Origin of the sequence: Rosenbergiella metrosideri (genome assembly GCF_022602565.1) — a bacterium.
In the GTDB taxonomy this organism is placed as follows: Bacteria; Pseudomonadota; Gammaproteobacteria; order Enterobacterales; family Enterobacteriaceae; genus Rosenbergiella; species Rosenbergiella metrosideri.
Genome location: NZ_JALBCV010000003.1, coordinates 220,266 through 244,370 on the forward strand (window position 1 = coordinate 220,266; position 24,105 = coordinate 244,370).

Annotated in this window: 22 protein-coding genes; 7 read left to right on the forward strand and 15 right to left on the reverse strand. The window is 47.3% G+C overall.

The window, feature by feature from the left end; all coding sequences use genetic code 11:
- Positions 1–9 precede the first annotated feature (9 nt).
- The 4 genes from bglF to MKR94_RS05535 form a co-directional block, all read right to left on the reverse strand.
- The gene (gene bglF / locus MKR94_RS05520) at positions 10–1,938 is read right to left on the reverse strand and encodes a PTS beta-glucoside transporter subunit IIABC (RefSeq protein ID WP_241645963.1); all 1,929 of its coding nucleotides are present in this window, start codon (positions 1,936–1,938) and stop codon (positions 10–12) included.
- A 119-nt stretch (positions 1,939–2,057) separates the two neighbouring features.
- Entirely contained in the window at positions 2,058–2,891 is an 834-nt protein-coding gene (licT, locus tag MKR94_RS05525) for a BglG family transcription antiterminator LicT (RefSeq protein WP_241645965.1), read from the reverse strand.
- A 118-nt stretch (positions 2,892–3,009) separates the two neighbouring features.
- Positions 3,010–3,558, reverse strand: a complete 549-nt coding sequence (locus MKR94_RS05530) for a GNAT family N-acetyltransferase (protein WP_241645966.1) — start codon at positions 3,556–3,558, stop codon at positions 3,010–3,012.
- 91 nt (positions 3,559–3,649) lie between these two features.
- Positions 3,650–4,363, reverse strand: a complete 714-nt coding sequence (locus MKR94_RS05535; protein ID WP_241645967.1) for a PilZ domain-containing protein — start codon at positions 4,361–4,363, stop codon at positions 3,650–3,652.
- A gap of 380 nt (positions 4,364–4,743) precedes the next feature.
- Here MKR94_RS05535 and MKR94_RS05540 point away from each other — a divergent pair, with 380 nt between their 5' ends.
- Positions 4,744–5,598 carry a nucleoside-specific channel-forming protein Tsx gene (locus MKR94_RS05540; RefSeq protein ID WP_092671515.1) on the forward strand — a complete coding sequence of 285 codons (855 nt, stop codon included), beginning with the start codon at positions 4,744–4,746 and terminating at the stop codon, positions 5,596–5,598.
- Positions 5,599–5,777: 179 nt separating this feature from the next.
- The gene (locus MKR94_RS05545; protein ID WP_241645969.1) at positions 5,778–7,157 is read left to right on the forward strand and encodes an MFS transporter; all 1,380 of its coding nucleotides are present in this window, start codon (positions 5,778–5,780) and stop codon (positions 7,155–7,157) included.
- A gap of 50 nt (positions 7,158–7,207) precedes the next feature.
- Here the strand turns inward: MKR94_RS05545 and MKR94_RS05550 are convergent, their stop codons facing one another.
- From MKR94_RS05550 to MKR94_RS05560, 3 genes are read right to left on the reverse strand one after another with little or no spacing between them, the layout of a single operon-like run.
- Positions 7,208–8,524, reverse strand: coding sequence for a c-type cytochrome (locus MKR94_RS05550; RefSeq protein WP_241645972.1), 1,317 nt, complete (start codon positions 8,522–8,524; stop codon positions 7,208–7,210).
- Positions 8,525–8,534: 10 nt separating this feature from the next.
- On the reverse strand, positions 8,535–10,319 hold the full coding sequence (locus MKR94_RS05555) for a GMC family oxidoreductase (RefSeq protein ID WP_241645974.1): 1,785 nt from the start codon (positions 10,317–10,319) through the stop codon (positions 8,535–8,537).
- A gap of 2 nt (positions 10,320–10,321) precedes the next feature.
- The gene (locus tag MKR94_RS05560) at positions 10,322–11,056 is read right to left on the reverse strand and encodes a gluconate 2-dehydrogenase subunit 3 family protein (protein WP_241645976.1); all 735 of its coding nucleotides are present in this window, start codon (positions 11,054–11,056) and stop codon (positions 10,322–10,324) included.
- Between the two features lie 275 nt (positions 11,057–11,331).
- On the opposite strand from MKR94_RS05560, the gene sbmA reads away from it, so the two are divergent.
- Together sbmA and MKR94_RS05570 are read left to right on the forward strand one after the other, a co-directional pair.
- Entirely contained in the window at positions 11,332–12,570 is a 1,239-nt protein-coding gene (gene sbmA / locus MKR94_RS05565) for a peptide antibiotic transporter SbmA (protein ID WP_241645978.1), read from the forward strand.
- Between the two features lie 59 nt (positions 12,571–12,629).
- Positions 12,630–13,532 carry a ParB/Srx family N-terminal domain-containing protein gene (locus MKR94_RS05570; protein WP_241645979.1) on the forward strand — a complete coding sequence of 301 codons (903 nt, stop codon included), beginning with the start codon at positions 12,630–12,632 and terminating at the stop codon, positions 13,530–13,532.
- Between the two features lie 33 nt (positions 13,533–13,565).
- Here MKR94_RS05570 and yncE read toward each other — a convergent pair whose 3' ends face one another.
- The 4 genes from yncE to MKR94_RS16965 all read right to left on the reverse strand — a co-directional run bounded on the left by yncE (position 13,566) and on the right by MKR94_RS16965 (position 17,476).
- Positions 13,566–14,609 carry a 7-bladed beta-propeller protein YncE gene (gene yncE / locus MKR94_RS05575; RefSeq protein WP_241646017.1) on the reverse strand — a complete coding sequence of 348 codons (1,044 nt, stop codon included), beginning with the start codon at positions 14,607–14,609 and terminating at the stop codon, positions 13,566–13,568.
- A 108-nt stretch (positions 14,610–14,717) separates the two neighbouring features.
- Positions 14,718–15,629 carry an N-acetylmuramic acid 6-phosphate etherase gene (gene murQ, locus MKR94_RS05580; RefSeq protein WP_241645980.1) on the reverse strand — a complete coding sequence of 304 codons (912 nt, stop codon included), beginning with the start codon at positions 15,627–15,629 and terminating at the stop codon, positions 14,718–14,720.
- Between the two features lie 91 nt (positions 15,630–15,720).
- On the reverse strand, positions 15,721–17,025 hold the full coding sequence (gltP, locus tag MKR94_RS05585) for a glutamate/aspartate:proton symporter GltP (protein ID WP_241645983.1): 1,305 nt from the start codon (positions 17,023–17,025) through the stop codon (positions 15,721–15,723).
- Positions 17,026–17,344: 319 nt separating this feature from the next.
- Positions 17,345–17,476 (reverse strand): hypothetical protein, encoded by a 132-nt coding sequence (locus tag MKR94_RS16965; RefSeq protein WP_277755606.1) that lies wholly within the window; start codon positions 17,474–17,476, stop codon positions 17,345–17,347.
- Positions 17,477–17,516: 40 nt separating this feature from the next.
- Between MKR94_RS16965 and acs the strand changes: the two genes are divergently transcribed.
- Positions 17,517–19,472, forward strand: a complete 1,956-nt coding sequence (gene acs / locus MKR94_RS05590) for an acetate--CoA ligase (protein ID WP_241645984.1) — start codon at positions 17,517–17,519, stop codon at positions 19,470–19,472.
- A 35-nt stretch (positions 19,473–19,507) separates the two neighbouring features.
- On the opposite strand, the gene MKR94_RS05595 is transcribed toward acs, so the two are convergent.
- The 4 genes from MKR94_RS05595 to soxR all read right to left on the reverse strand — a co-directional run bounded on the left by MKR94_RS05595 (position 19,508) and on the right by soxR (position 23,067).
- Complete coding sequence (locus MKR94_RS05595; protein ID WP_277755607.1) at positions 19,508–20,197, reverse strand: LrgB family protein; 690 nt, start codon at positions 20,195–20,197, stop codon at positions 19,508–19,510.
- A complete protein-coding gene (locus MKR94_RS05600) occupies positions 20,187–20,621 on the reverse strand; it encodes a CidA/LrgA family protein (RefSeq protein ID WP_241645986.1) in 435 nt (144 codons plus the stop codon). Before MKR94_RS05600 ends, MKR94_RS05595 begins: the two co-directional genes overlap by 11 nt.
- A 126-nt stretch (positions 20,622–20,747) precedes the next feature.
- Positions 20,748–22,397 carry a Na+/H+ antiporter gene (locus MKR94_RS05605; RefSeq protein ID WP_241645988.1) on the reverse strand — a complete coding sequence of 550 codons (1,650 nt, stop codon included), beginning with the start codon at positions 22,395–22,397 and terminating at the stop codon, positions 20,748–20,750.
- Between the two features lie 148 nt (positions 22,398–22,545).
- On the reverse strand, positions 22,546–23,067 hold the full coding sequence (soxR, locus tag MKR94_RS05610) for a redox-sensitive transcriptional activator SoxR (RefSeq protein WP_241645989.1): 522 nt from the start codon (positions 23,065–23,067) through the stop codon (positions 22,546–22,548).
- Between the two features lie 95 nt (positions 23,068–23,162).
- Between soxR and soxS the strand changes: the two genes are divergently transcribed.
- Both soxS and MKR94_RS05620 read left to right on the forward strand, forming a co-directional pair.
- Positions 23,163–23,528, forward strand: a complete 366-nt coding sequence (gene soxS, locus MKR94_RS05615) for a superoxide response transcriptional regulator SoxS (RefSeq protein WP_241606123.1) — start codon at positions 23,163–23,165, stop codon at positions 23,526–23,528.
- Positions 23,529–23,728: 200 nt separating this feature from the next.
- Positions 23,729–24,016, forward strand: coding sequence for a YjcB family protein (locus tag MKR94_RS05620; RefSeq protein WP_241645990.1), 288 nt, complete (start codon positions 23,729–23,731; stop codon positions 24,014–24,016).
- Positions 24,017–24,105 lie beyond the last annotated feature (89 nt).

The window sequence follows — 24,105 nt, forward strand, 5'->3', positions numbered from 1 at the left end:
CTCCTTAACTTAGGCTGTAATAATTAATAAAGGTTGTAGCTCTGTCACTTCGTTATCTGCTACACACTCCACGGTACTAAAATCATCACTATTGGTGACCAAAATCGGGGTAACCAAAGAGAGTCCAGCATCCGTAATGGCTTGGCAGTCAAAGGTTAAGAGTAAATCTCCCGCGGTAATCTGATCGCCTTCTGCCACATGCAGGGTAAACGGCTCACCTGCCAGTTTGACAGTATCAATACCGACATGAATCAATACCTCAACACCCTGCTCACTGCGCAAGCCCAAAGCATGTTTCGTGATGAAAATCGACTCAACCGTGCCAGAAAAAGGTGCGCGAACTTCTCCCTCAGTCGGCAAAATGGCAATACCTTGTCCCAGTAGTCCTCCGGCGAAGGTCGGATCGGGAATATCGGCCAGCGCGATAACTTGCCCTGTCATTGGAGTAAGCAGCGTGTGGGTTTTTTCTAAAGGCGAGTTGTGGCAAGGCAATGATGGCTCGACCGTCGGCATCGTATAGGTTGCTGGCATATTGGCCACAGGTGCAGCATCTGTAAGCTGAGTACGACGTCCCCAAAAATAGGTCCCGAGGCAGCCGACGAGTACCGCAACAGCGTTACCGATGAAGGCCCCCCATACTGTGCTATCAATCCCCGAAGGCGGAATAATTTGGATAAGCGTGAAAATATTGGCGAGACCAAAGGAGTAGGTATGGGTACCGAAGAACCCAACCATCGCCCCACCCAGTGAACCCGCTACACATCCAATAATAAAAGGTCGACGGAGTGGCAACGTGAGTCCGTAAATAGCCGGTTCCGTTACCCCAAAGATCCCGGCAGAGAAGGACGATCCGGCTAGCGCTTTTTGACGAGGATCTTGGCTGTAGAAGAAGATCCCTAGCACTGCGCCAATCTGGCCCATCACCGCAGGCAGAATCATCGGCATCATGGAATCTTGTCCGAAAACAACGAGGTTATTAAAGATCAGCGGTACAAGGCCCCAGTGAAGACCGAAAATCACGCAAACTTGCCACACCGCCCCCAACGCCGCGCCAGCTAACCAAGGTGCAAAGCGATAGATCACCTCATAGCCTTCCGCCAACAAATGGCTCAACCCTGTCGCCAAAGGACCAATACCTAAAAAAGTGAGGGGAACAACTGTCGCCAAACAAATGACCGGAGTAAAAAAGCTGCGAACGGCTAAAGGCAGGAGGGGTCTAATACGCTTCTCAATTGAACAGCTCACCCACGACGCTAGAATAATCGGGATAACTGAGGAGCTGTAATTAATGAAGACGATCGGTATCCCCAAAAAATGTTCAGTAGACTGCCCCGCTTGGCTCGCTTCGAATGCTTTGATCATTAAAGGATGGGTAAGTGCCCCGCCGATAACCATCGTGATAAAGGGGCTACCGCCAAACTTCTGGCCTGCGGTATAACCGATAAAGAGTGGGAAGAAGAAAAACAGTGCATCACTGGCCGCGTACCAGATTTGATAGGTTCCACCTTCAGTCGTCAATACCCCACATGCCCCTGCCAACGCCAGCAGCCCTTTCATGATGCCAGAGGCGGCCATCACACCAATAAAGGGAGTAAAGATCCCTGATATAATATCGATTAAACGAGCCAAAATTGTCGATTGCCCTGCGGGCGTTACGGCGTCGTCTCTGGTCACTTCACTCGCCCCAATCCCATTATCTAAGATAACCTTGATGGCTTGATAGACATCACCGACTTGGTTGCCAATGACTACCTGAAATTGCCCACCACTGTTCACCACAGCGATCACTTCGTCCAGACTTTTGAGCCGTTCAGTGTCGGCAACTGCTGATTGCACGAGTTTAAAGCGCAGGCGGGTTGCGCAGTGAACGAGACTGGTAATATTCTCTTTCCCGCCCACCCTTTCTATAATCTTTTCCGCGAGTGATTGATAATCCATTTTCCCTCCAATAATCGGTGATAACCTTTAATTCCCTGTAAAAACAAAAAAACCCGGGACCCGCCTTGTTCAGACGAGACCCAGGTTTTGCCTACCGAAGTAGTAACAATCCTGTCAATTTACTGTGCTTCTTTGCGTAACTTCTCTATATGTAACGTCAAAAACAATAACTCTTCTGGCTGAATGTGATGCTGATAATGCTGCGACAGATGTTTACCCACTAGCTCAGCCGCTGACCAGGCTAACGGGTACTGATTATGGATAGTTTCGGTTAATTCACTCTCTTCACTATCAACCTGAGTATGGGCTAAACAACGCTGTGCAAAGAACTTTAAGTGCGTAACAAATCGCTGGTAAACAATGCTTTTATCGTCATAATCAATACTTAGGTGATATTTCACCAGATTTAACATTTCTTGTATTAAACGGGTGACTTGGGTGACCTCTTGCACATCACCTTTCAGCTGAGCGGTGACAAAATGCAATGTGATAAAACCCGCCTCATCAAGCTGCAGTGTTACCCCTAACCGTTGCTCGATAATTTGTAAGGCCACCACTGCCACGTGGTACTCGTTTGGATAAAGATGCTGAGTTTCCCATAACAGACGATTATGCAAAACGATACCATTACGTTTTCGTTCTAAAGCGCCGAAGCAGTGATCGGCCAATGAGATAAATAAGCTTTCTTGTAAAGGGCCTAGTTGCTGGCGAGCATAGGTGACGATTCGATCACAGGTAAGAAGTACATTGAGAGGGATCTGTTGAATCAATTCGACAAAGTGGTCAAATAATGGATTATTCTGCCGCGCAAAGATCTTCTCAATTTTACTGTGATCGATACTGTCGCCACAACGTTTCTGGAAGGCGATACCTCGACCCATAATAATCTGCTCATCCTTTGAGCCTTGTTGAACAACCACGACATTGTTGTTCAAGATTTTAACGATCTTCATCTCACCCCTTCACCCTATTTCAGGCAATTTGTCAGACTCGTCAGTCTGCCTCAAGATGATTATCGGTAAAACGTGAGATAGATCGCCAGAAACCTCTCTTTTACATCAATGTATTGTCTTAAGACAATAAAAAATCCGACCGCTGAAATGCATAGAGAAGATGCTCAGCTAAGGGATGTTCCGCAGGAATGTGAGGATGATTGAAAGTGCGCTGTCGAGTCATGTTCAGCCGCTGCATCAAACGTTCAGATCGGTGATTATGCACGGAAGTGAACGCCACAACTTGCTGTAAACTAAGATTTTCGAAGGCAAATTGTAACACTCTCTCGGCAGCTTCCGTCGCCAATCCTTGTGACCAAAAAGACGACGAGAAACGCCAGCCTATCTCCACACAGGGGGAAAAAGTGAATTTGTTCGGCTGCTCGTGCAGCCCGCAAAAACCAATAAACTGGGAAGTGGATTTTAGCTCAACCGCCCAGAAGCCCCAGCCTTTACGCTGGATGATAAGTCGAAAGGTTTTGGCTAGCTCATCGCTCTGTGTGGCGCTGAGCGGATTCATAAAAAAACGCATGACGTCTGGGTCTTGATTCATTTCCCGAAAAGGGATCAAATCGGAAGTCTGCCACTGCCGTAATCGCAAACGTTCTGTTTCAAGTTCCATTAACATCCCCCTTAACGTCGATCGTCTTCTAAGTGTAGAAAATAAATGAATTAAGGATAATTAATACCTTAAAATCCAATTAAGTCATACTACTAGCTTAACGTTTACGATTGAAGTTCACTTCAAAGGTGTAGGCAATCTTATTAAACGTCCGCTGTGTGATCAGCGACAAATTGAGAAAACGCATCGAAATGCGGTGAGTAAGTTCGGGATGGTCTACTAGAGGCTCGTCCAGAGGTGCTAAAGAGATCACCTCAACGTTAACTTTATATTCACCGTATTCGCCTAAGTTCAGGTCAACCTTCTTGAAAATAGCCCCTTGCTTAAAAGCAGGATCCGGGAGTCCAAGGCTGAAAAGCCCTATCCCGCCAGTAGAGAAATTATCGACAAAGAAGCGGTGTAATTCCACATGCCCTGGGAGATGGATTGCAAGCGTGAATGCTTCTCTTAATGGGACAGGGACACGTAAGTTGATTCGCCGTTGGATGTAGGAAAATGTCGGCACTAATTCTCCGAGACATTGCTGCTGGCCCTGTCGCTCGGTAGTCACCACATTGGTGATACTAAAGATGATTTTAGCCTCGCTCCCTTCCGCGACTAATGTCAAAGGTGAAGCAAGCGGTCCGGGATTCTGTTGAGGAAGTAATCGAATACGACTCCCTTCCATTCTTACCATTGAAAAGGTTTGCTTATCGTCATCCAAAGAAGCCAACACCAAAGTCTGTTGCTGCTTTTGAAATGTTCGCAATATTGACGCAAGTTCAAATCGGTCTTCGCGTAGTGAAGCGGATTCAGATTCAGAATTCATCATAAATAGCATCCTTTAAAGCAAACATTCGGCCCAATGTGACGTAATTAAGCACTTATCTAAGAAAGGGGTTAGCGATCAACCGATTAATTATTCAACTTTTTAAATATTAGCATGGCTTCACCTTACAATCGACGAGTATCCCTAATCCTCATAGGGCCACTGTCTATTTATTCATCTCATAGTAAAAAATTCACAAATAGTTCAATACCATATAGATAAAGTGTGATCTTGATCACATTATAATTTTTTTATAGTGCCACAAAAAACCCTCTTTAAGGGTAAAATCCTTGCCGACAAATAGGGTATGCACTTTCTAACTACCTGTTACGACCTTGTGGGACTCATTTTTCGCGTTTTACATCCTCGATGAGCAAATAATAATGAAATATAAATCACTGATAGCCGCCACAGTATTAGCCTCCACTGCTGCAACCTCTGCTTGGGCAGATGACTCCTCCGAATACCTCTCTGATTGGTGGCACCAAAGTGTCAACGTTGTCGGCAGCTACCACACCCGTTTTGGCCCTCATCCAAATAACGATATCTATTTAGAATATGAGGCCTTTGCGCATAAAGATTGGTTCGATTTTTACGGTTACGTCGATGTCCCTAAGTTTTTTGGCGTGGGCAACGCAAACGATGTCGGAATTTGGGATAAGGGCAAAGGCTCGCCATTATTTATGGAGATTGAACCCCGTTTCTCAATCGATAAGTTGACCAATACCGACCTCAGTATCGGTCCTATCAAACAGTGGTACTTTGCCAATAACTATATCTACGATATGGGGCCTAACGATAAAAATCGTCAAAATACTTGGTATATGGGGTTAGGGACCGATATTGATACTGGGACTAAACTCTCACTGTCCTTAAACGTCTATGCGAAGTACCAGTGGGAAAACTATGGTGCAGCCAATGAAGATAGCTGGGATGGTTACCGCTTCAAAGTGAAGTATATGTACCCGATTACCACCCTATGGGGCGGAAACTTGGCGTATATTGGTTTCACCAACTTCGACTGGGGCTCTGACCTCGGTAATAACAGCACCGTGCGGACGAAAAACTCCATCGCATCCAGCCACATCTTGGCGCTAAGCTACGCGCATTGGCATTACTCTTTCGTCGCCCGTTATTTCCATAATGGCGGCCAATGGGAAGGTAGTGCAGACTTAGGTGGATCGCGGACTAACAATACTGGCTGGGGCTATTATCTCGTCGCGGGATACAGCTTCTAACTGTCGCCTCATACTGGAAAGCCACCCTTCAAAGGGTGGTTTTTTTTTAGCCTAATCCTGCACAAATTTCTAATCCTACCTGTTAACTTGCTTTATGCTGGATAAACCTGGGCTTTCGTCCCACAAAATAAAAATAGAAATATCCTCAATGCAAACAGAATGTGAATGGAAACCTGCTAATGACTGTTGATAATCCCCCCTCACCGCCCACCACTATTGCCGAACGGATCGATGCACTGCCCGCGACCCGCCCACTTTGGATCTTTATTAGCCTTTTGGCACTCGGCGGTTTTTTTGAATTATTCGATCTCTTTGAAACCGGTTATATCAGTAGCGGACTGGTCGCGGCTCATATTTTTCATGTTGGCCAAGCCGGGCTATTAGGTATCTCGGATCAGGCTGCTTTTGCTTCCGTCACCTTTCTCGGCCTATTCGTTGGGGCAAGTCTACTCGCGCCATTCGCCGATCGTTATGGTCGACGGTTGACCTTTATTTTTGCACTCGGCTGGTACGGCTTTTTTTCGCTTCTTATGGCATTTCAGCAAAGTAGCGAAGGTATTCTATTGTGCCGTTTTTTGGTTGGAATTGGTCTTGGTGTTGAGTTAGTGACAATTGATACCTATTTAGCAGAATGGACCCCTGCCCGCCTGCGAAGCAAAGCATTCGCCTTTGCTTTCTTTGTGCAGTTTTTATCAGTACCCGCCGTTGCACTACTTTCGTGGTGGTTGATCCCTCAACAATGGCTTGGCTTAGCGGGCTGGCGCTGGGTAATTATTATTGGGGCAGTATGCTCACTGATTATTTGGCTGATCAGACGGCAACTGCCCGAATCACCACGTTGGCTAATGGAGAAAAATCAGGTACAAGCCGCCCACCGTATCATGATGGATATGGAAAAACGCTGCGGTGCGCCGATCAATACCGACCAGCCTATTCCCTCTGCTCAGAGCAAAGTCACAGGTCAGTTTCGTGATATTTGGTCGCCAACATGGCGGAAACGCACCCTGATGTTGATGGTGTTGAACTTCTTTCAAGCCATCGGATTTTTTGGCTTCGGTAACTGGTTACCCACCTTGCTATCAGGCAAAGGGGCATCGCTGTCATACAGTTTAGGGTATGCATTCTTTATCACTTTAGCCTACCCATTAGGCTCACTACTTAGCACACTCTATGCGAATCGGTTCGAAAACAAATGGCAGATTGTTGCGGCTTCATTAATGACAGTAGTGTGTGGAACAGGTTTCGCCTTTGCCCACCAGCCTTGGCTGATGATCGTTTGCGGTTTTCTTATCACCTATTCCAATGCTTGGTTAACCTATAGCTACCACGCTTATCAAACAGAGATCTTTCCTACCGCGATTCGTGCGCGCGCAGTCGGTTTTTGTTATTCCTTTAGTCGCCTCTCAACCGCCCTCAGTAGCCTACTGATTGGCCTGATCCTGTCATCAGTCGGCAGCAGCGCTGTCGTATTATTTATCGTATTCAGTATGGTAATGGTCGTGCTATCTGTAGCGATTTTCGGCCCTACCACCCGCGGTAAAGACCTCGAAGATATTTAAAAAAAAACGCGGTAGCCCTGAGGATTACCGCGTTATTCAGATAGAAATAATTACTGACGTTTTTCTAGAATTTCTATGCTATGACTTCCCTGCTGGCCTTTAACACCATCTTGTTCGCGGATCTTGGCAACATCGCTAGCAGAGACTGTTGAAGACTGAGTATTTCCCCAACTGCTGCGCACAAAGTTAACCAAATCCGCCACCTGCTGATCATTCATCCGCCAGCCAAAAGCAGGCATGGTAATCGCAGTAGGCGCTCCGGCCACAGCGGGTAAACGAGCACCCGTTAAGATGATGTGAATCAGTGACGTAGGATCGTCAGCTAAGACAACTGGATTCCCTTTCAACTGCGGGAAGAATCGTTTATAGCTAGTGCCATCTGTCTTATGGCAGGCTGCACAGCTGTCAACATACTCACCGGCACCCGCTTGCTGGTCATTTCCTTTCCACAGCGCTTTCGCAACCGTATCATCCACAGTGAATGGCGTTTGATGGGGGTCTTGTGGAGCTAAGGTTTTCAGATACCGTGCAATAGCCGTGATATCGGCATCGGTCAGGTATTGTAAGCTATGCTCGACCACATCCGTCATACCACCAAACACGGCGGTTTGATCATTACGGCCATAACGTAAGAACTGCTCCAGCTCTTGCTGGCTCCAACGACCGAGTCCATCCCGATTATCGCCACGTAAATTACTGGCGGTCCACCCATCAATCGGTGAGCTGCTGCCTGCTAGATACGTGGTGTTATCCTGTCCATTTAGAACTTTCTCTTGCATAGTGATGCTGCGTGGTGTGTGGCAAGCACCACAGTGGGCTAACCCTTCTACCAAATAACGCCCACGGTTGACACTTTCGTCATCCTGAGTGGTTGGTTCAAAAGGCTTGACCTCTGGTGCAAACATTTTACGCCAGATCGCCAGTGGCCAGCGCATTGAGAGAGGCCACGGGATATCGGTGGCTTTATTCGCTTGCTCGACTGCCGGAACGCCCTGCATAAAGTAGGCATACAGCGCATGCATATCTTCATCGCTGACCACCGCATAGGAAGGATAAGGCATCGCCGGATAAAGCGTATCACCGGTTTTCGCAATCCCCTGACGCACCGCCTTTTGGAAATCGTCGTAGCTGTAATCACCAATCCCCGTCTGCTTATCAGGGGTGATATTGGTACTGTAAATCGTACCGATCGGCGTTGCCATCGCTAGACCACCAGCAAAGGGTTTACCGCCTTTTGCAGTATGACAGGCCACACAGTCCCCTGCCCGCGCGAGGTACTCACCACGTTTAACCAGATCACCTGACGTTTCGGCCAACGCACCAGAGGAGACCAACGTTAACACTAGGGTTAAAAAAGTCTTTTTCATTCGCCTCTCCTTATGCCTGAACCAATGGGCCAGGGTTCTTGAGGTACACCTCACGGATAGTTTTAGCAGACCAATAGGTCAGAGCCGCCACCAGTCCGGTTGGGTTATAGCCAAGCCCCTGTGGGAACGCTGACGCCCCCGGCACGAAGACGTTATGCACGTCCCAACTTTGCAGATAACGGTTAATCGCGCTCGTGGCTGGGTTTTCACCCATGATTGCGCCACCATTCATATGGGTGGTTTGATAAGAGGTGGTATCGAAGTGCGCTCCCTCTTTCTTTGCTGCGCCTAGAATTGCTTTAGGATTCATCGCTTCGGCAATTTTATGCATCTTAGACACCATAAACTGTGCCATTTTGATGTCGTTTTCTTGCCAATCGAATGTCATCCGAAGCAGCGGCTGCCCATGAATATCTTTGTAGTTGGGATCGAGATCTAAATAGTTATTACGGTATGACTGGTGGGCGCCATGGGCATCCATCGAGACATGGTGGGTATAAGTGTCTGCAACAGCCGCTTTCCACTCACTTCCCCACGCGGGTGTACCGGCAGGGACAGGAAGCCCAGAAATCGGTTTCACACCTGCTTGGTTTACCCAGAAGGGTGACCCACCCACAAAACCATACGGACCATGGTCAAAGTTATCCGCGTTAAAGTCATCCACCGCAACACCTGCACCGCCTGCTCCGATAAACGGGTTGGTAGTCGTATTTTTATCGAATAAAGCTTTAAGGGTCGATATATTCTGGTAGGCAAAGTTACGTCCCACTGCCCCTTCATTGGTGATAGGGTTGTACGGCTTACCAATGCCAGACAACAACATTAGGTGAACGTTGTGGAATTGGAAGGCTGAGAGGATCACTAAATCTGCAGGTTGAATCTGTTCCCGACCTTGTGCATCCACATAGGTGACACCTGTTGCGCGCTTTTTATCATCGGTCAGGTTTACTTTCAGTACATAGGAATCGTTACGTAGTTCAAATTTAGGCTCTTGGCGAAGCGCCGGCAGAATATTAACGTTCGGCGACGCCTTAGAATACATGTAACAAGCGTAACCACTACAATAACCGCAGAAGTTACACGGCCCCATTTGCGCCCCATAAGTATTAGTATAAGGCCCAGAGGTGTTAGCTGAAGGCATATCGTAGGGGTGGTAACCCACCGCTTGCGCAGCCTTATAGAATAATTGCGCAGAATACGTTCTTTTCTGGGCAGGCAGTGGGAAGTCTTGCGAGCGATCCCCCGCATAAGGGTTCCCCCCTTTATCTTTACCCACGACATTGCCTTTAATCGACCAAGCAGTGCCTGAGGTACCAAAAACTTTTTCTGATTGATCAAAGAACGGTTCGAGTTCGTCGTAGGTGACACCGAAATCTTGGATCGTCATACCTTCTGGAATAAAGTTTTTCCCATAACGCTCTTCGTAATGGCTACGCAGACGTAATTCTGTAGGATCGACGCGAAAGTGAACGCCCGACCAGTGTAACCCTGCGCCACCCGTACCGGTACCCGGTAAGAATGCGGCAAGCTGGCGATAAGGCACCGCCGTTTGCGAGGGATTATGGCGGATGGTTACGGTACTTTTGGACAGATCTTGGAAAAGTTTTTTACGAACGTTATAGGTTAATTCGTCGATTGATTGTGGGTAAGCGCCATCGGGATAAGTATCACGATGTGGACCACGCTCCAGCGCGACCACTGTCAGGCCCGCTTCGGTTAACTCTTTCGCCATAATCGCACCTGCCCAACCGAAGCCGACGATTACCGCATCTACTTTTTTCTGTTCATTCGCCATAATTAACTTCTCTCACCCCGAATCGATACTGGTGGTAATGGGTAGCGTTCACCACGCTCCACCCAATCCATAAAGTCTGCACGCGCGCCTGGAAAATTAATTAATTTCCACCCCACTAATCCCTGATTACCACCGTGGATAGGATCGCTAAAGAAGCCTTCGCGGGTATTTTGCAGTAGGAATGAGAAGAAAGTTTTCGATGGCAGTTGCTGGAAGTTCACCTTGCCGCTTTCTAAGGCTTTGAGAAATTCAACTTGTTGCTCTGCACTAAGATCGGCAAAGATCTTGCCATATTGCTGCTGACTTTGATGATTTGCCTCGGCAATCCCCAATCGATAGATTTGCTGCGGAACTAAAGGCAGCTGATAGCCAAACTCTTTTTCTACATCGGGGGTAAAAGGCCCCTGCATATACCAGTTTGCACCGGTGGCATAAGGGGTATTCATTTGACGATCAATATACTCAGGAACACCTGCTTCTAATGCACCCGGGCCACGCTCATCTTTCGGGATCAGTTGCGTTACGGCAGTGGTGATAAATGCAAATTCTTCAGCCGTAAACCAAGAAGGTTGGTACTCTCTCGCCTGAGAATGGGTAGAACCAGTGTTGTCTGCAGCCAAGACACTTCGACTCTCTAGAGCCCCTATCCCTGCCGTCCCGACAGCCATGGCTGGCGCGATAGCGATAGTTTTCAGCAGAAAATCACGGCGTGACTGGCCGTTTTTTTGTTCTGACATGACATTGCCTTAATACTGCAAATAATGCAGCATGAAAAATTGAAAGATAGCCTGACAGTGTTGTTCGGTAACGCTGTCGTATTTTTATAAGGTGGTTACCGGTAACAATCCAATTGTAACACAGTTGAGTAACATCAAAAATCATATCTACTTATTTTTTGTGACGACATTTAACATCTTGTCATCACAATATGTTTTTTAATCGCCAGTAAGATCCTTCTCCCGTCGGTTAAACTAGTATAGTCACCACAGGAGTAAATTTTCAGGGAGTTATCATGTTTAAGTGTTATTTCCCACGTCCACTGCTCTTTTTCACTAGCGCAGCCGTATGGAGTTTGGTCGTGGTCCTTTTTTGGTTCGGTGTCGCCGTACAGTTACCAGCCCATTTTCCGTCACTCGCCAAGGCTTTTCTGGCTCCGTTACCCACAACTATTGCGCGATTCTGGCAACTCAGTTACCTCTGGTTCTATCTCTATTTCTGGGCCGCGGTCACGATCTTCGCCGCTATGTGGCGAATAATCGATAATCATCCTTGGCAACGCTGGTCCGTTTGGGGATTGGCCCTCATTATTTTTTCAACCTGGTTTAGTGTTCAAGTCGGTGTTGCGATAAATGCTTGGTATGCTCCCTTTGGGGATCTTATCCAAAAAGCGCTGGGTAAAGCAGGATCGGTGAAAATTGAGGATTTTTATCAGCAAATCTATGCATTTCTTGGTATTGCATTAGTCGCCGTCGTGGTCGGTGTATTAAATAACTTCTTCGTCAGCCACTGGGTATTTCGCTGGCGTACCGCAATGAACAACTTTTTTATGGCGAATTGGGGACAGTTACGCCATGTCGAGGGGGCCTCTCAGCGGGTACAAGAAGACACGATGCGCTTCGCGGATACCTTGGAAAGTTGGGGCGTGAGCTTACTGCAGGCGATTATGACGTTGATAGCATTCCTACCGATCTTGGCACAGCTTTCCGTACACGTAAAATCTGTACCGATTATCGGCGATATTCCCTATGCATTGGTGATCATTGCCATTGTATGGTCGCTTTTTGGGACGGCTTTATTAGCGGTTGTTGGAATAAAACTGCCTGGACTCTCCTTTAAAAACCAACGGGTAGAGGCAGCCTATCGTAAAGAGTTAGTGTATGGCGAGGATGATGTTAGTCGGGCTACGCCTCCGACGGTGAAAGCGCTCTATAACCAAGTGCGCTATAACTACTTTCGTCTCTACTTCCATTATCTCTACTTCAACATTACCCGTATTTTGTATCTACAAGTCGATAATATCTTTGGCTTATTTGTGCTCTTCCCCGCTATTGTCGCGGGAACGATCACCTTAGGGTTAATGAACCAAATCTCTAACGTGTTCGACCAAGTACGCTCATCATTCCAATACTTGATCAATTCATGGTCTACGTTAGTCGAATTGATGTCAATTTATAAGCGTCTTCATAGTTTTGAGATGATCCTTAAGGATAAGTCCCACCGTGACTTGATCAATGATGCCTCAGACACGTGAATGATAAAGGAAAGGTGAGGTAACTCACCTTTTTTTGTCCCCTTATAAGGAAGAAGATAATGAAACGCGTTACCCCGGCTCTACTTGCTTCATTAATCACAGTGGGCTTCTCGTGTAGTCCCTTCTCTTATGCCCAGACGGTGAAAACCCTTAACGTCAGTCAGATTCGCCCCACACAACCGGCAATTGGTGACGATGAAGTGAATTATAAAGTCGCCAAATTACAGAACGATCACAAAGCATTATTCGACGAATTCTGTGAAAATATTGGAGCAAAAGGTGTTAAGACCTTTGATAGCCAATCATCCCTCGCACAACCGACTAGCTTTAGCTGCCTTGCGGCTCCCGGCACGGACGCAGAGGATGTAAAAAGTGCCGTCATTGCACCGGACCATCATATCTACCTGACCGATGGCCACCACACAGTATCGACCTTTAGAGCGCTCGCTAATAATCAGGATTTTCCATTTGTAGTCCGTATTACCAATGACTTCAGTCATCTAGCGTCGATGGACCGCTTCTGGAGTACGATGCAACAACAGCATTTGACTTGGCTTGAAGACCCACAAGGAAAACCGGTGGCTGCTACTCAGTTACCTCAACAGGTTGGTTTACAGGCCATGCAAGACGATCCTTATCGCTCGATTGTCTATTTTCTACGGGGCATCGCCTATGATAAACCCGATCAAGCACCACCATTCTTAGAGTTCTACCTAGGTAGCTGGCTCCGCTCGCAGCAACCTGTCAACACTCAGCAACTATCGACCAAAACTGGCTATATGGCTTATTTACAGCAAGCCGCGGCACGCTTAGTCGCCGCGCCAGGGGGTCAGCATTCAACCGATAAAGTAGACTCTCCGACCTTATCGCAGTTAGGACAACGTCAAACCGTTAATGAGAAGAAGCTAAACAAATTAGCCGAACCAGGCGGGAAATTATCCCTCTTATTTAAAGAGGGATAACGCAAAAAAGGCCTCTTGATGAGGCCTTTTTTATTACAACGTGATGCGCAAGACAGTATCTGGCTGCGTGGCTTCTTTCTCACGAGAAGAGGGTTGCTTAACCGTGACATACAGGACATCGCCCTTGTCGGACAGCGCTAAGCTATTTGGCATGCCGTCCGTTTTAACGGTGCGTTTAACCTGATAGGTTTTCGTATCGACAATGCTGACGGTTCCGGCTTTACGGTGCGTCACATACAGCTCTTGGCGCTGTGCATTGAATAGAACACCCAAAGATTCGGGAACCTTAATGCTGGTTAAGACTTTATTCGTTTGGGTATCAATGACCACAACCTGCGGCTGTTTGAAATCCGCAATAAATGCACGATGACCTGCTGTATCCAAACTGACATTTAACAGCATATGATCGCCCGGTAAATCCAGCTTCGTCCGTTTTACAATACTATTATTTTGCGTATCGATCTTGATCCATTCTGCATCGGCATTGGAGAGGTATAGCGCATGCTGAGAGGCATCAATAGCCAGACCTGTCGCCATTTTACCCACGCCGGTGATGGTTTTGATCACTTTCAGTGATTTACCGTCGAGTACCCACACCACACTCTCAGCCCCTACACCCGTCGCATAGACTTGATGGGTGGTTGGATCGACCGTAATCTCACGAATTTGTGGCGGTCGGAAAGACTCGGTACGTTGACGCGTTTCAACTACTTGTTGAGCGATAATTTTATGCGTTTTTAAGTCAATCGCGGTAATCGAGCCATCGCGCGTATTACCGGTATAGAGGATATGTTGGGTATTATCGATGGCAACGCCAAAGGGTTTAAGTGGCTCTTTGATCACTTGTTCGGTCTTCAAGCTTTGCGGGTTAAGTACATATACCGCACCGCCGGTTTCTTGTCGGCTGCCTGCACTGGCTACATACAACTGCGGTGAAGATTGACCATAAGCCAGCTCGTAAATCCCTTTGGAAACAGGCTGAGTGAGTGTTTGTGCTTCCTCAGCAAATGCTCCCGCAGAGAAGAGCGCTGTTACCAGCAATAATGGACGGAAAAGAGAATTGCGTTGCATAGTCATTACCTCTGTCATTGCGCTTTGGGTCACCAACAGAGCCCTTAGCGCTTATCATGTTGAGAAACGCTAAGAGTGTAATAGATTTTTCAAATGATAAATATAATCATTTCGTTATTTGTTAGCGGACGCGAGTAACGCGGAACGGATAAAGCCTTTATGCTCAACTAAGCGGGCTTGTGCCTGCTCTGCCGTTAATTCTGCCAAGATCATCAGTATCGCGGTTTTACACTGTCCGTTACAGGCCACAAGAGCAGCTCCCGCCTCTTCCGCCCCACAGCCAGTGGCTTCGATCACGATATTTTTTTGCCGTTGAACGAGCTTCTGATTAGTAGCTTCCACATCGACCATTAAATTGCCAAATACCTTTCCACTGCGGATCATCGACCCCGTCGTCAACATATTCAGAATCATTTTTTGTGCAGTCCCAGCCTTCAACCGAGACGATCCAGTCACCACTTCAGGCCCTACCACCGCGCTAAGCGCGATCTCTGCACACTCCGCCATAGGGCTTTGCGCATTACAGCTAATGGCGATGGTGACCGCTCCACGCTGTTTTGCCCAAGATAACGCCCCCAAAACATAAGGTGTGCGGCCGCTGGCGGCAATGCCGACTAAAATATCTTGTGCTGTAAAGTTAATGGCCTGTAAGTCTTTAGCCCCTTGCTCTGCATCATCTTCGGCATTCTCAACCGCTTGTAAAATTGCCTTATGCCCGCCAGCAATCAATCCAATGACTTGCTCAGGGGAAGTCCCAAACGTTGGTGGACACTCACTAGCATCCAAAATACCTAAACGTCCCGAAGTGCCCGCACCACTATAAATTAAGCGCCCACCTCGAGCAAAAGCCGCGGTAATCGCGTCTACGGCCTGGGTGATTTCAGGCAAAATCGCCTCAACCGCGAAGGCAATTTTTTTATCTTCGTCGTTAATGACCTTGAGCATTTCGGCAGTCGATAACTGGTCGATATTTTCACTTGCAGTATTGCGACCTTCGGTCACGAGATGATGGAGATTAAGGGACATAATCAAGCCTTATTTTGCACAAAAAAAACGGGAGTGATGAAGGGGATTAACCCTATCATGCACTCCCGATCGATCAGTAATCAATCGTCTGTTATTTAGCGCGCGACGTCCCCAGCATTTGCTGTTCGTATGCCCGCGCTTTATTCACATCAAACTGTTTTTCCCAGCAAGAGATGACCAAGACGGCTAAGGCATTACCGACCACATTCAATGCCGTACGTGCCATATCCATAATACGGTCAACCCCAGCGATAAAGGCTAAGCCTTCTAACGGGATGCCTACGCTACCCAGTGTGGCTAATAACACCACGAAAGAGACGCCTGGTACACCGGCGATACCTTTCGAGGTCACCATTAAGGTAAGAACTAAAATAATCTGATGGGTCAAGGAAAGCTCAATACCATAAAGTTGGGCAATAAAGATTGCCGCAATACTTTGATAAAGCGTCGAACCGTCTAAGTTAAAGGAATAACCGGTCGGAACAACGAAGCTGGTGATTGATTTCGGCGCGCCATAGGCTTCCATCTTTTCCATGATCCGAGGCAACACAGTCTCTGAGCTCGAGGTTGAATAGGACAGAATAAGCTCATCTTTTAATATGCGCATCAGTGTCCAAATATTCAGACTGCAAAACTTCGCAACACCGCCCAAGATAACAAAGGCAAACAATAAAATGGCGGCATACACCAGTCCAACTAACTTCGCGAGCGGATAAAGCGATGCAAAACCAAAGTTAGCCACGGTCACGGTCAACAGCGCAAACACACCGACTGGCGCATAACGCATGATCATATTAGTGACTTTAAACATGGTTTCAGAGACCGAACGGAAAACAGAGACCAGCGGATCGCGGTGTTCTGCCGGTAGCGACGATAAGCCTAATCCAAATAATACCGAGAAGAAGATAATCGCTAGCATGTCACCATTCGCAAAAGAGACAAAAATATTTTGCGGGATGATCGACAGGATAGTGGTCACTAAGCTATGAGGCCCGTTCTGCACTTGTTGCGTCGTAGCTTCGTATTTTGATATATCCGTCGTGGTTAACGCAGACATATCAATGCCGGTTCCTGGATGGAACACATTGGCTAATGTCAGGCCAACCACGATAGCAATGGTGGTGATCACTTCAAAATAGATAATGGTTTTAAGGCCAATACGCCCTAATTTTTTCGCATCACCGACCCCGGCAATCCCGACGATAAGTGATGAAACAACGATCGGGATCACAATCATTTTGATCAAATGAATAAAGATGTCACCCGCAGGTTTTAACACATTGACCACCAGCCAGTCGCGGCTATCTGGTGCATTGTGGAGGATGCTTCCGGCAACAATCCCTAAAATCAGTGCAATTAGGATTTGCCAAGCAAGAGTGATTTTGAAGCCTTTCATAGAATAGTGGTTTCCTCAGTCAAACTGCCTTTCACTCTTCAGTGACAAGAGAAGTACGCAGAAATAAAAATGCCAAAAATAAAACGGCCAAGTCTTTGATGTTTGTGTGCTAAAACCGCCTCCTGCGATTTTGTGTGCTATTAATTACCATTTTCTCTCTGCCGAGTGCAAGCTTTGATAAACATCGGATAATTCTCTTTTGATAATCCATTATCGTATATAGATGACAGTTTTTTATAACCCTATCTTCTAAAAGAATAAATTCCGCTGAGTTAAATGCGCACGTTTTGAAAAAAAATTTTTTTGATCCTGTCCGTCGCTAGGCATTTTCGGTCGATTTTGCCAGAATGGTCGACAATACCGATAAAATCAACGTATCGGTAAATAACGATGCAATCCCGTGATCTCTGGCACATATCCCAAACAAATCACCGGCTTGGTCTTTTATCATGCATATTTTCACATAAAATTAACAAAAAAGGAGACCTGTCATGAGCCAACCCATTACTCACTCGATCATGGATGCCATTGCTGCCAATACACTTATCAACGAAGATCAGTACGCCAAGCTCTATCAACAATCGGTGGACGATCCCACTGCGTTCTGGCAGGAACACGCACAGATCATTGATTGGATCACCCCTTTTACCCGCGTAAAAAATACGCATTTCGAGCCAGGTAATATCGATATTCGTTGGTTCGAGGATGGTCAGCTTAACCTCGCTGCCAACTGTTTAGACCGACATCTGGCGCAACGTGGCGATAAGCCGGCGATTATCTGGGAAAGCGATGATGGTAGCGAAAGTCGAACCCTAACCTACCGTGAATTACACCAACAAGTCTGTCAGTTTGCCAATGTCCTGACATCAATGGGGATTAAACCTCAAGACGTGGTCGCACTCTATATGCCTATGGTCCCCGAAACAGCGGTCGCTATGTTGGCCTGTGCACGTATTGGTGCCATCCATTCCGTTATCTTTGGCGGATTCTCGCCGGATGCGGTAGCGGGTCGGATTATTGATAGCCAAGCAAAATTAGTGATCACCGCTGATCAGGGTCTTCGCGCAGGACGCCCTATCCCATTGAAGAAGAATGTCGATGATGCTTTAGCTAACCCTGCCGTAACCAGCGTGAAAAACGTTATTGTCTATTCGCGTACCGGCCAGTCGCCGAGTTGGCATGCGCCCCGCGATTGTTGGTGGCATGAACTAATGGCCGATGCCCCGACTGAACACCAGCCGGTGGCGATGAATGCAGAAGATCCTTTATTTATACTTTATACTTCGGGGTCTACCGGGCAGCCGAAAGGGGTGTTGCACACGACAGGTGGCTATTTAGTTTACGCTGCAACAACCTTTAAATATGTCTTCGACTACCAGCCAGACGATATTTACTGGTGCACCGCGGATGTCGGTTGGATTACCGGACACAGCTATTTGCTTTACGGGCCGCTGGCGTGCGGCGCAACCACTTTACTGTTTGAAGGGGTGCCTAACTGGCCAACCGCTTCGCGGATGGCAGAAGTGGTCGATAAATATCAAGTCAGCATTCTGTATACCGCCCCTACCGCGATACGAGCCTTGATGGCAGAAGGCGATAAAGCGATTCAAGGTACTAACCGTGGGTCACTGCGGGTACTGGGATCGGTCGGTGAGCCGATTAACCCTGAAGCTTGGGAGTGGTTTTTCACCAAGATGGGGAATAGTCGCTGCCCTATCGTCGACACTTGGTGGCAAACCGAAACCGGTGGTTTTATGATTGCCCCATTACCAGGCGCTACACCGCTGAAACCCGGTTCGGCAACCCGTCCTTTCTTTGGCGTCAAGCCAGCCTTGGTGGATAATGAAGGCGTTATTCAAGAAGGGGTTTGCGAAGGTAACCTGGTGATCACCGACTCATGGCCAGGCCAAGCGCGGACACTATTTGGCGATCACCAACGTTTTGAACAAACCTACTTCTCCACCTTCCAAAACACTTATTTCAGTGGTGATGGCGCGCGTCGTGACGAAGATGGCTATTACTGGATCACCGGTCGGGTAGATGATGTGTTAAACGTTTCTGGCCACCGTTTAGGGACCGCCGAAATCGAATCCGCATTAGTCTCGCATCCTAAGGTCGCCGAGGCAGCCGTCGTCGGTATTCCGCACTCCATTAAGGGCCAAGCGATTTACGCTTATGTCACCCTGAACAGTGGTGAAGAGCCGACCAGCGAACTCTACAATGAGGTTCGCCAGTGGGTACGTAAAGAAATAGGCCCGATTGCAACCCCGGACGTACTGCACTGGGCAGAGATGCTCCCTAAAACGCGTTCCGGCAAGATCATGCGTCGTATCCTACGTAAAATTGCGGTAGGTGATACCACTAACTTAGGTGACACGTCGACATTGGCCGACCCCGGTGTGGTCGAGAAGTTATTAGAAGAAAAGCAGACTATTCAGCAACCTTAAACCTCAAGGGTCACTGCCATGCAGTGACCCGCTTTTTAGAAGAGTAAGCGAATAAAGGGGGCTAACAGTATCGTCACAATCCCCGCAAGCATCATCACTAAACTCGAGACTACCCCTTCTTCTGGCCCCAATTGATAGGCTTTGGCCGTACCCGCTCCATGGGAAGCCGCCCCCAAGCTAGCCCCTTTCGAAATACTTTGTTTAATCATCAAACGCAGAAAGAGAAAATCACCGATAGCCATACCAAAAACCCCCGTAATCACGACGAATAACGCGACGAGATCAGGTTGGCCACCAACCTGTTTTGCCGCCGCCAACGCAAAAGGGGTAGTGATGGATCGAACCGCTAAACTGCGCTCCACCATTTCAGGTAATGAAAAAAGACGAGCGAGCCAGACAGAGCTCAATACTGCGACCACGACTGCGGTTAATACACCGGCGCCGAGTGACATCCAATGCCGCCGTATCAAACCGAGGTTCTCATAAACTGGAATCGCAAACGCCAGAGTTGCTGGACCTAATAACCAGATTAACCAGTGGTTGTCGCCGATATAGTTTTGCCAAGAGATATGCGTGGTCAGTAGCAAAATAATCAACACCAAGGGCGTAAATACCAAGGGCATCAGGAGTAGTAAGCGCCAACGCTGGTAAAGACGTTTGTTAAGGTAGTAGATAACAACAGTCAACACTAAGCAGCTAAGATTGGTAAACATATTACTTATCATTCGCTCCTAATTTACGTTGTGCCTTTGCCATCTCGTAACGAAACACTCGTTCCACCACAAAGCCAGTTGCGGCCAATACCATTATGGTACTCAACCCTATTACTGCCAAAATTTTCCATCCTTCACTGCGCAGTAATGGGCCATAGTTGACCACCGCCACGACGGCTGGAACAAAGAAAAGCAGCATTTCAGCTAACAGCCAGTTACCGCCTGCCCGGATCCACTTTACCGGCACGATCCGCAAGATAATGAGCAGCAGGAGTATACCTAAGCCAATAATATTTGCCGGCAAAGGAAGATGGAAAAGATTAACCAGTAAGCCGGCTAAGAGGTATAACCCGATATAGATACAGAGTTGCAGCGGGATTTGCCAGAGGGAATCGGTTACCAACTTCTGGCGTAAGCGCCTCCATAAAGTGGACATACGAGAGCCTTGTTAGTGTCTCAATAAAAAGTCAGTATATAGCGAGGATCGGCGGCAGTGAAATGAATAAAAATCATCGACCGATGCTTGGGGGAGTGCCCCATCCTTATAGGACGGGGCCAGCGGTTACTCTTCTTTTTCGATAAGCAGAGCTTCGAGCAGATCTAAATCACGAAGGAGTTTTCGCATTGATTCATCAGAGATCTCCTTAGTCGCCCGTAAGTGGTAAACCTCAGCGCGTTCGGCACGTAATGCATTGAGCCGTAACCGTCTTTCAAGATTCTCCATAAACATGGCTTGTTCAACATCGTCCTTATCATCAAGCCGACGACGTAACTGCCCAATAACGCGAGAGCTGACCTCTTTCAAAACTTCTGGGTCGATATTCTCGTTAGTATCTTTCGCCAAACTTTCTTCCATTTTGTACAAGCTATCGATACCGGATTTGGCCATGATAGATCGGGCCTTACGCAGCTCTTTACCCGTTTCACCTTTATCGATACCAGAAACACCTTTAAGTAATAACGGTAAGATAACGACGCCTGCCAAGAGCGAAAAGAGGATGACTCCAGTGGCTAGAAAGACTAATTCGTAGCGTGCTGGAAAGTTTTCGCCATTCGGTAAAAAGAGAGGAATGGATAACACACCCGCCAAGGTTACCGCACCACGAACACCTGCAAAGGTCGCCACAAGCAGCTCGCGTAAAGAGTAGTTACTGAACTCCATTGGACGCTTTTTAAGTAAGCGTTTACTAATCCGCTGCATTAACAATAACCAGCCGAAACGAACTACAATTAGTGCCAGATAGATCATCGCTACCGCGAATAACAGTATCCAAATATTAACGTTGTTATCAACTTCCGCCTCGGTCAGAGTAGTCTGTAGGATCCCTGGAAGTTGTAAACCCAGCATTAAAAACACCATACCGTTAAACACAAACTCAAGCATCTGCCAGACACTGTTAGCACGCAGACGCATCGCCAGTGGGGCTTGACGAATAATCCCCGAACGACTTATGGTCATCCCCGCGGCCACAGCGGCTAAGATTCCTGAGGTACCAAGGTGCTCAGCGATAAGATAAGAGGCAAAAGGAAGTAACATAAGCAACACAGTTTGCGTTGCCGGATCATCACCACTCCAACGACTGAACAAGCGAAGCGATTTACCATACAGCCAACAAATCAACACACCGGCAAGTAAGCCACCCAGAGAGACTTTTAAGAATTCCAGCGAAGCGCCTGACCAGGTAAATACCATGGTTCCCATCGCGACCGCGATGGCGAAATTCAAAGAGACCAAGCCCGACGCATCGTTCATCAAGGCTTCACCTTGGACGATTGACATAATTTTTTTCGGTATACGCCCTTCGCCGACGATACCTGACAGGGCAACGGCATCTGTTGGCGACAGCACAGCAGCTAAGGCAAAAGCCGGGATCAACGGTACGCCCGGTATGGTCCAGTGAATAAGATAGCCAATACCCACAACAGTAATCAGTACTAACACCAGCGCCAAGCCGATAATTTCCCGACCATGATGCAGGAATTCATTGATCGGTGTCTTCCAACCATCTGAGAACAGTAAAGGTGGGATGAAAAGTACTAAGAACAGTTCAGGGTCAAAATTGACGTGTAGTCCAAAACTCGGCCACCCTAGTAACGCACCGGCAATAATTTGCACAAGTGGTAAGGGGATTTGAAAGGGAATGATACGCGCAGCAACGCCGGAGAGTGACACCACCAGCGTCATAATTAATATGGTGAAGAAAATTTCCATGCTTTCCTTGTAACCTTTCCAGAAGACAACAAAACCTATTGGCTGCAACAGGCTCACTCATTTAATTAAAATACACCCTACAACATTAACCTAGCGTAAAAAAACGTGCTGAATCAGTAAGAATCTATCGATTTCTTCTTATTATAGGTCAGGACTTGGTCGAGCCTAGCAGGTTGTTAGGCAAATCCCCAGTTGAAAGCTCTGAATCGGGCGAGTCTTGCTCCAAGAGTACCGCACCTTTACCTTGCTCGGCTAAATGGTCGTCGGCATTACGTAACGGACAATCACGCATGGAGAGGCACCCACAACCGATACAACCATTAAGGTCATCCCGTAATCGAACAAGCGTTTCGATGCGTTTATCCAACTCATCACGCCACTGCGCAGTAAGTTGTTCCCACTCATTAGCAGAAATACGCTTATCCGGCGGATAACTTGCCAGATGCTCGCTCAGGGTTGCCAAGGGTAAGCCAATACGCTGGGCAATTTTAATAATCGCTACCCGCCGCAGCACGTCGCGGCTATAGCGCCGTTGGTTAGCGGCATTACGGCTGCTCGCAATAAGTCCTTTTGACTCGTAAAAATGCAGCGCAGAAACCGCAACCCCGCTTCGCTTGGCGACCTCTCCGGGGGAAAGTCTTGATTTTAATTGAGATCGTTCTTTTTTCATTTTTAAGCTTTACCTCAAGTTAACTTGAGGAATTATACTTTAAAAACTTGTTCGAGATCACATTATGTGATGACTAAACAGAGGAATGACGTCAGATGCAAAAAGAAATCATCATTTCACTCACCGAGTGGATCGATCAAAATCTCGGGAATAACCTTTCGATTGATGAAGTTGCCGCTAAGTCTGGATATTCCAAGTGGCACTTACAAAGAATGTTCCGTGCAATGACGCGTCAAACACTCGGCGATTACATCCGCGACCGACGCCTAGCCAAAGCAGCAGAAGCTTTATGCGCCAGCCAACGCCCAGTCTTTGATATTGCGTTACAATACGGTTACGAATCACAGCAGACTTTCTCTCGCGTATTTCGTCGTAAGTTCGACCTTACCCCTACGGCTTATCGTCATTCTCAACGTTGCCGTTCCCTACGGACATTCAGTAATGTTGGGTCACTCTCCTAGTGATTATCCACTCTATTTGTCCCCTCATCTGCTAAGGCTCGTTAACAATGGCGAGCCAAAAATGCTACTTATTTAACATACTCTTCAAATTTCAGCTTCTCTTGTCTATAATGTGAGCTAAATCACACTTTAAAATGCTTCCTCATTGTTCGTTTACTTAACAATGGGTAACTGTTTTTGGTCAACTATGAGGATTGACGATGAGCGCTCTCGCAACGAGCTTGATTGTTATGCGTTGGGGCTTGCTAAGTGCAGGACTGATGTACATGGCAAGCGTGATGAAAATTAAATGCCAACAAAATAGCCTTAAAACAGCGAGTGCTGTCTTCACAGGACTGGGGCTCTTCACTTCATGCTGGTTTGTTACAGGACTTCTTGGAATCGATTTCAGCCTCCAAAATTGGCAATCTATGGCGAATATCGCTACCGATGCCTTCAATTATGCGATCCAACAATCCCCCGATATTTTCATTCCTAACCATTTTTAAGCGTTGCCAATGAGTAGGGGAAGTAACACCTTAGCTTTGATTAGGTAACGCTTCCCCTCACCTTTTTGGCTTCACCCACTCATCGCTTA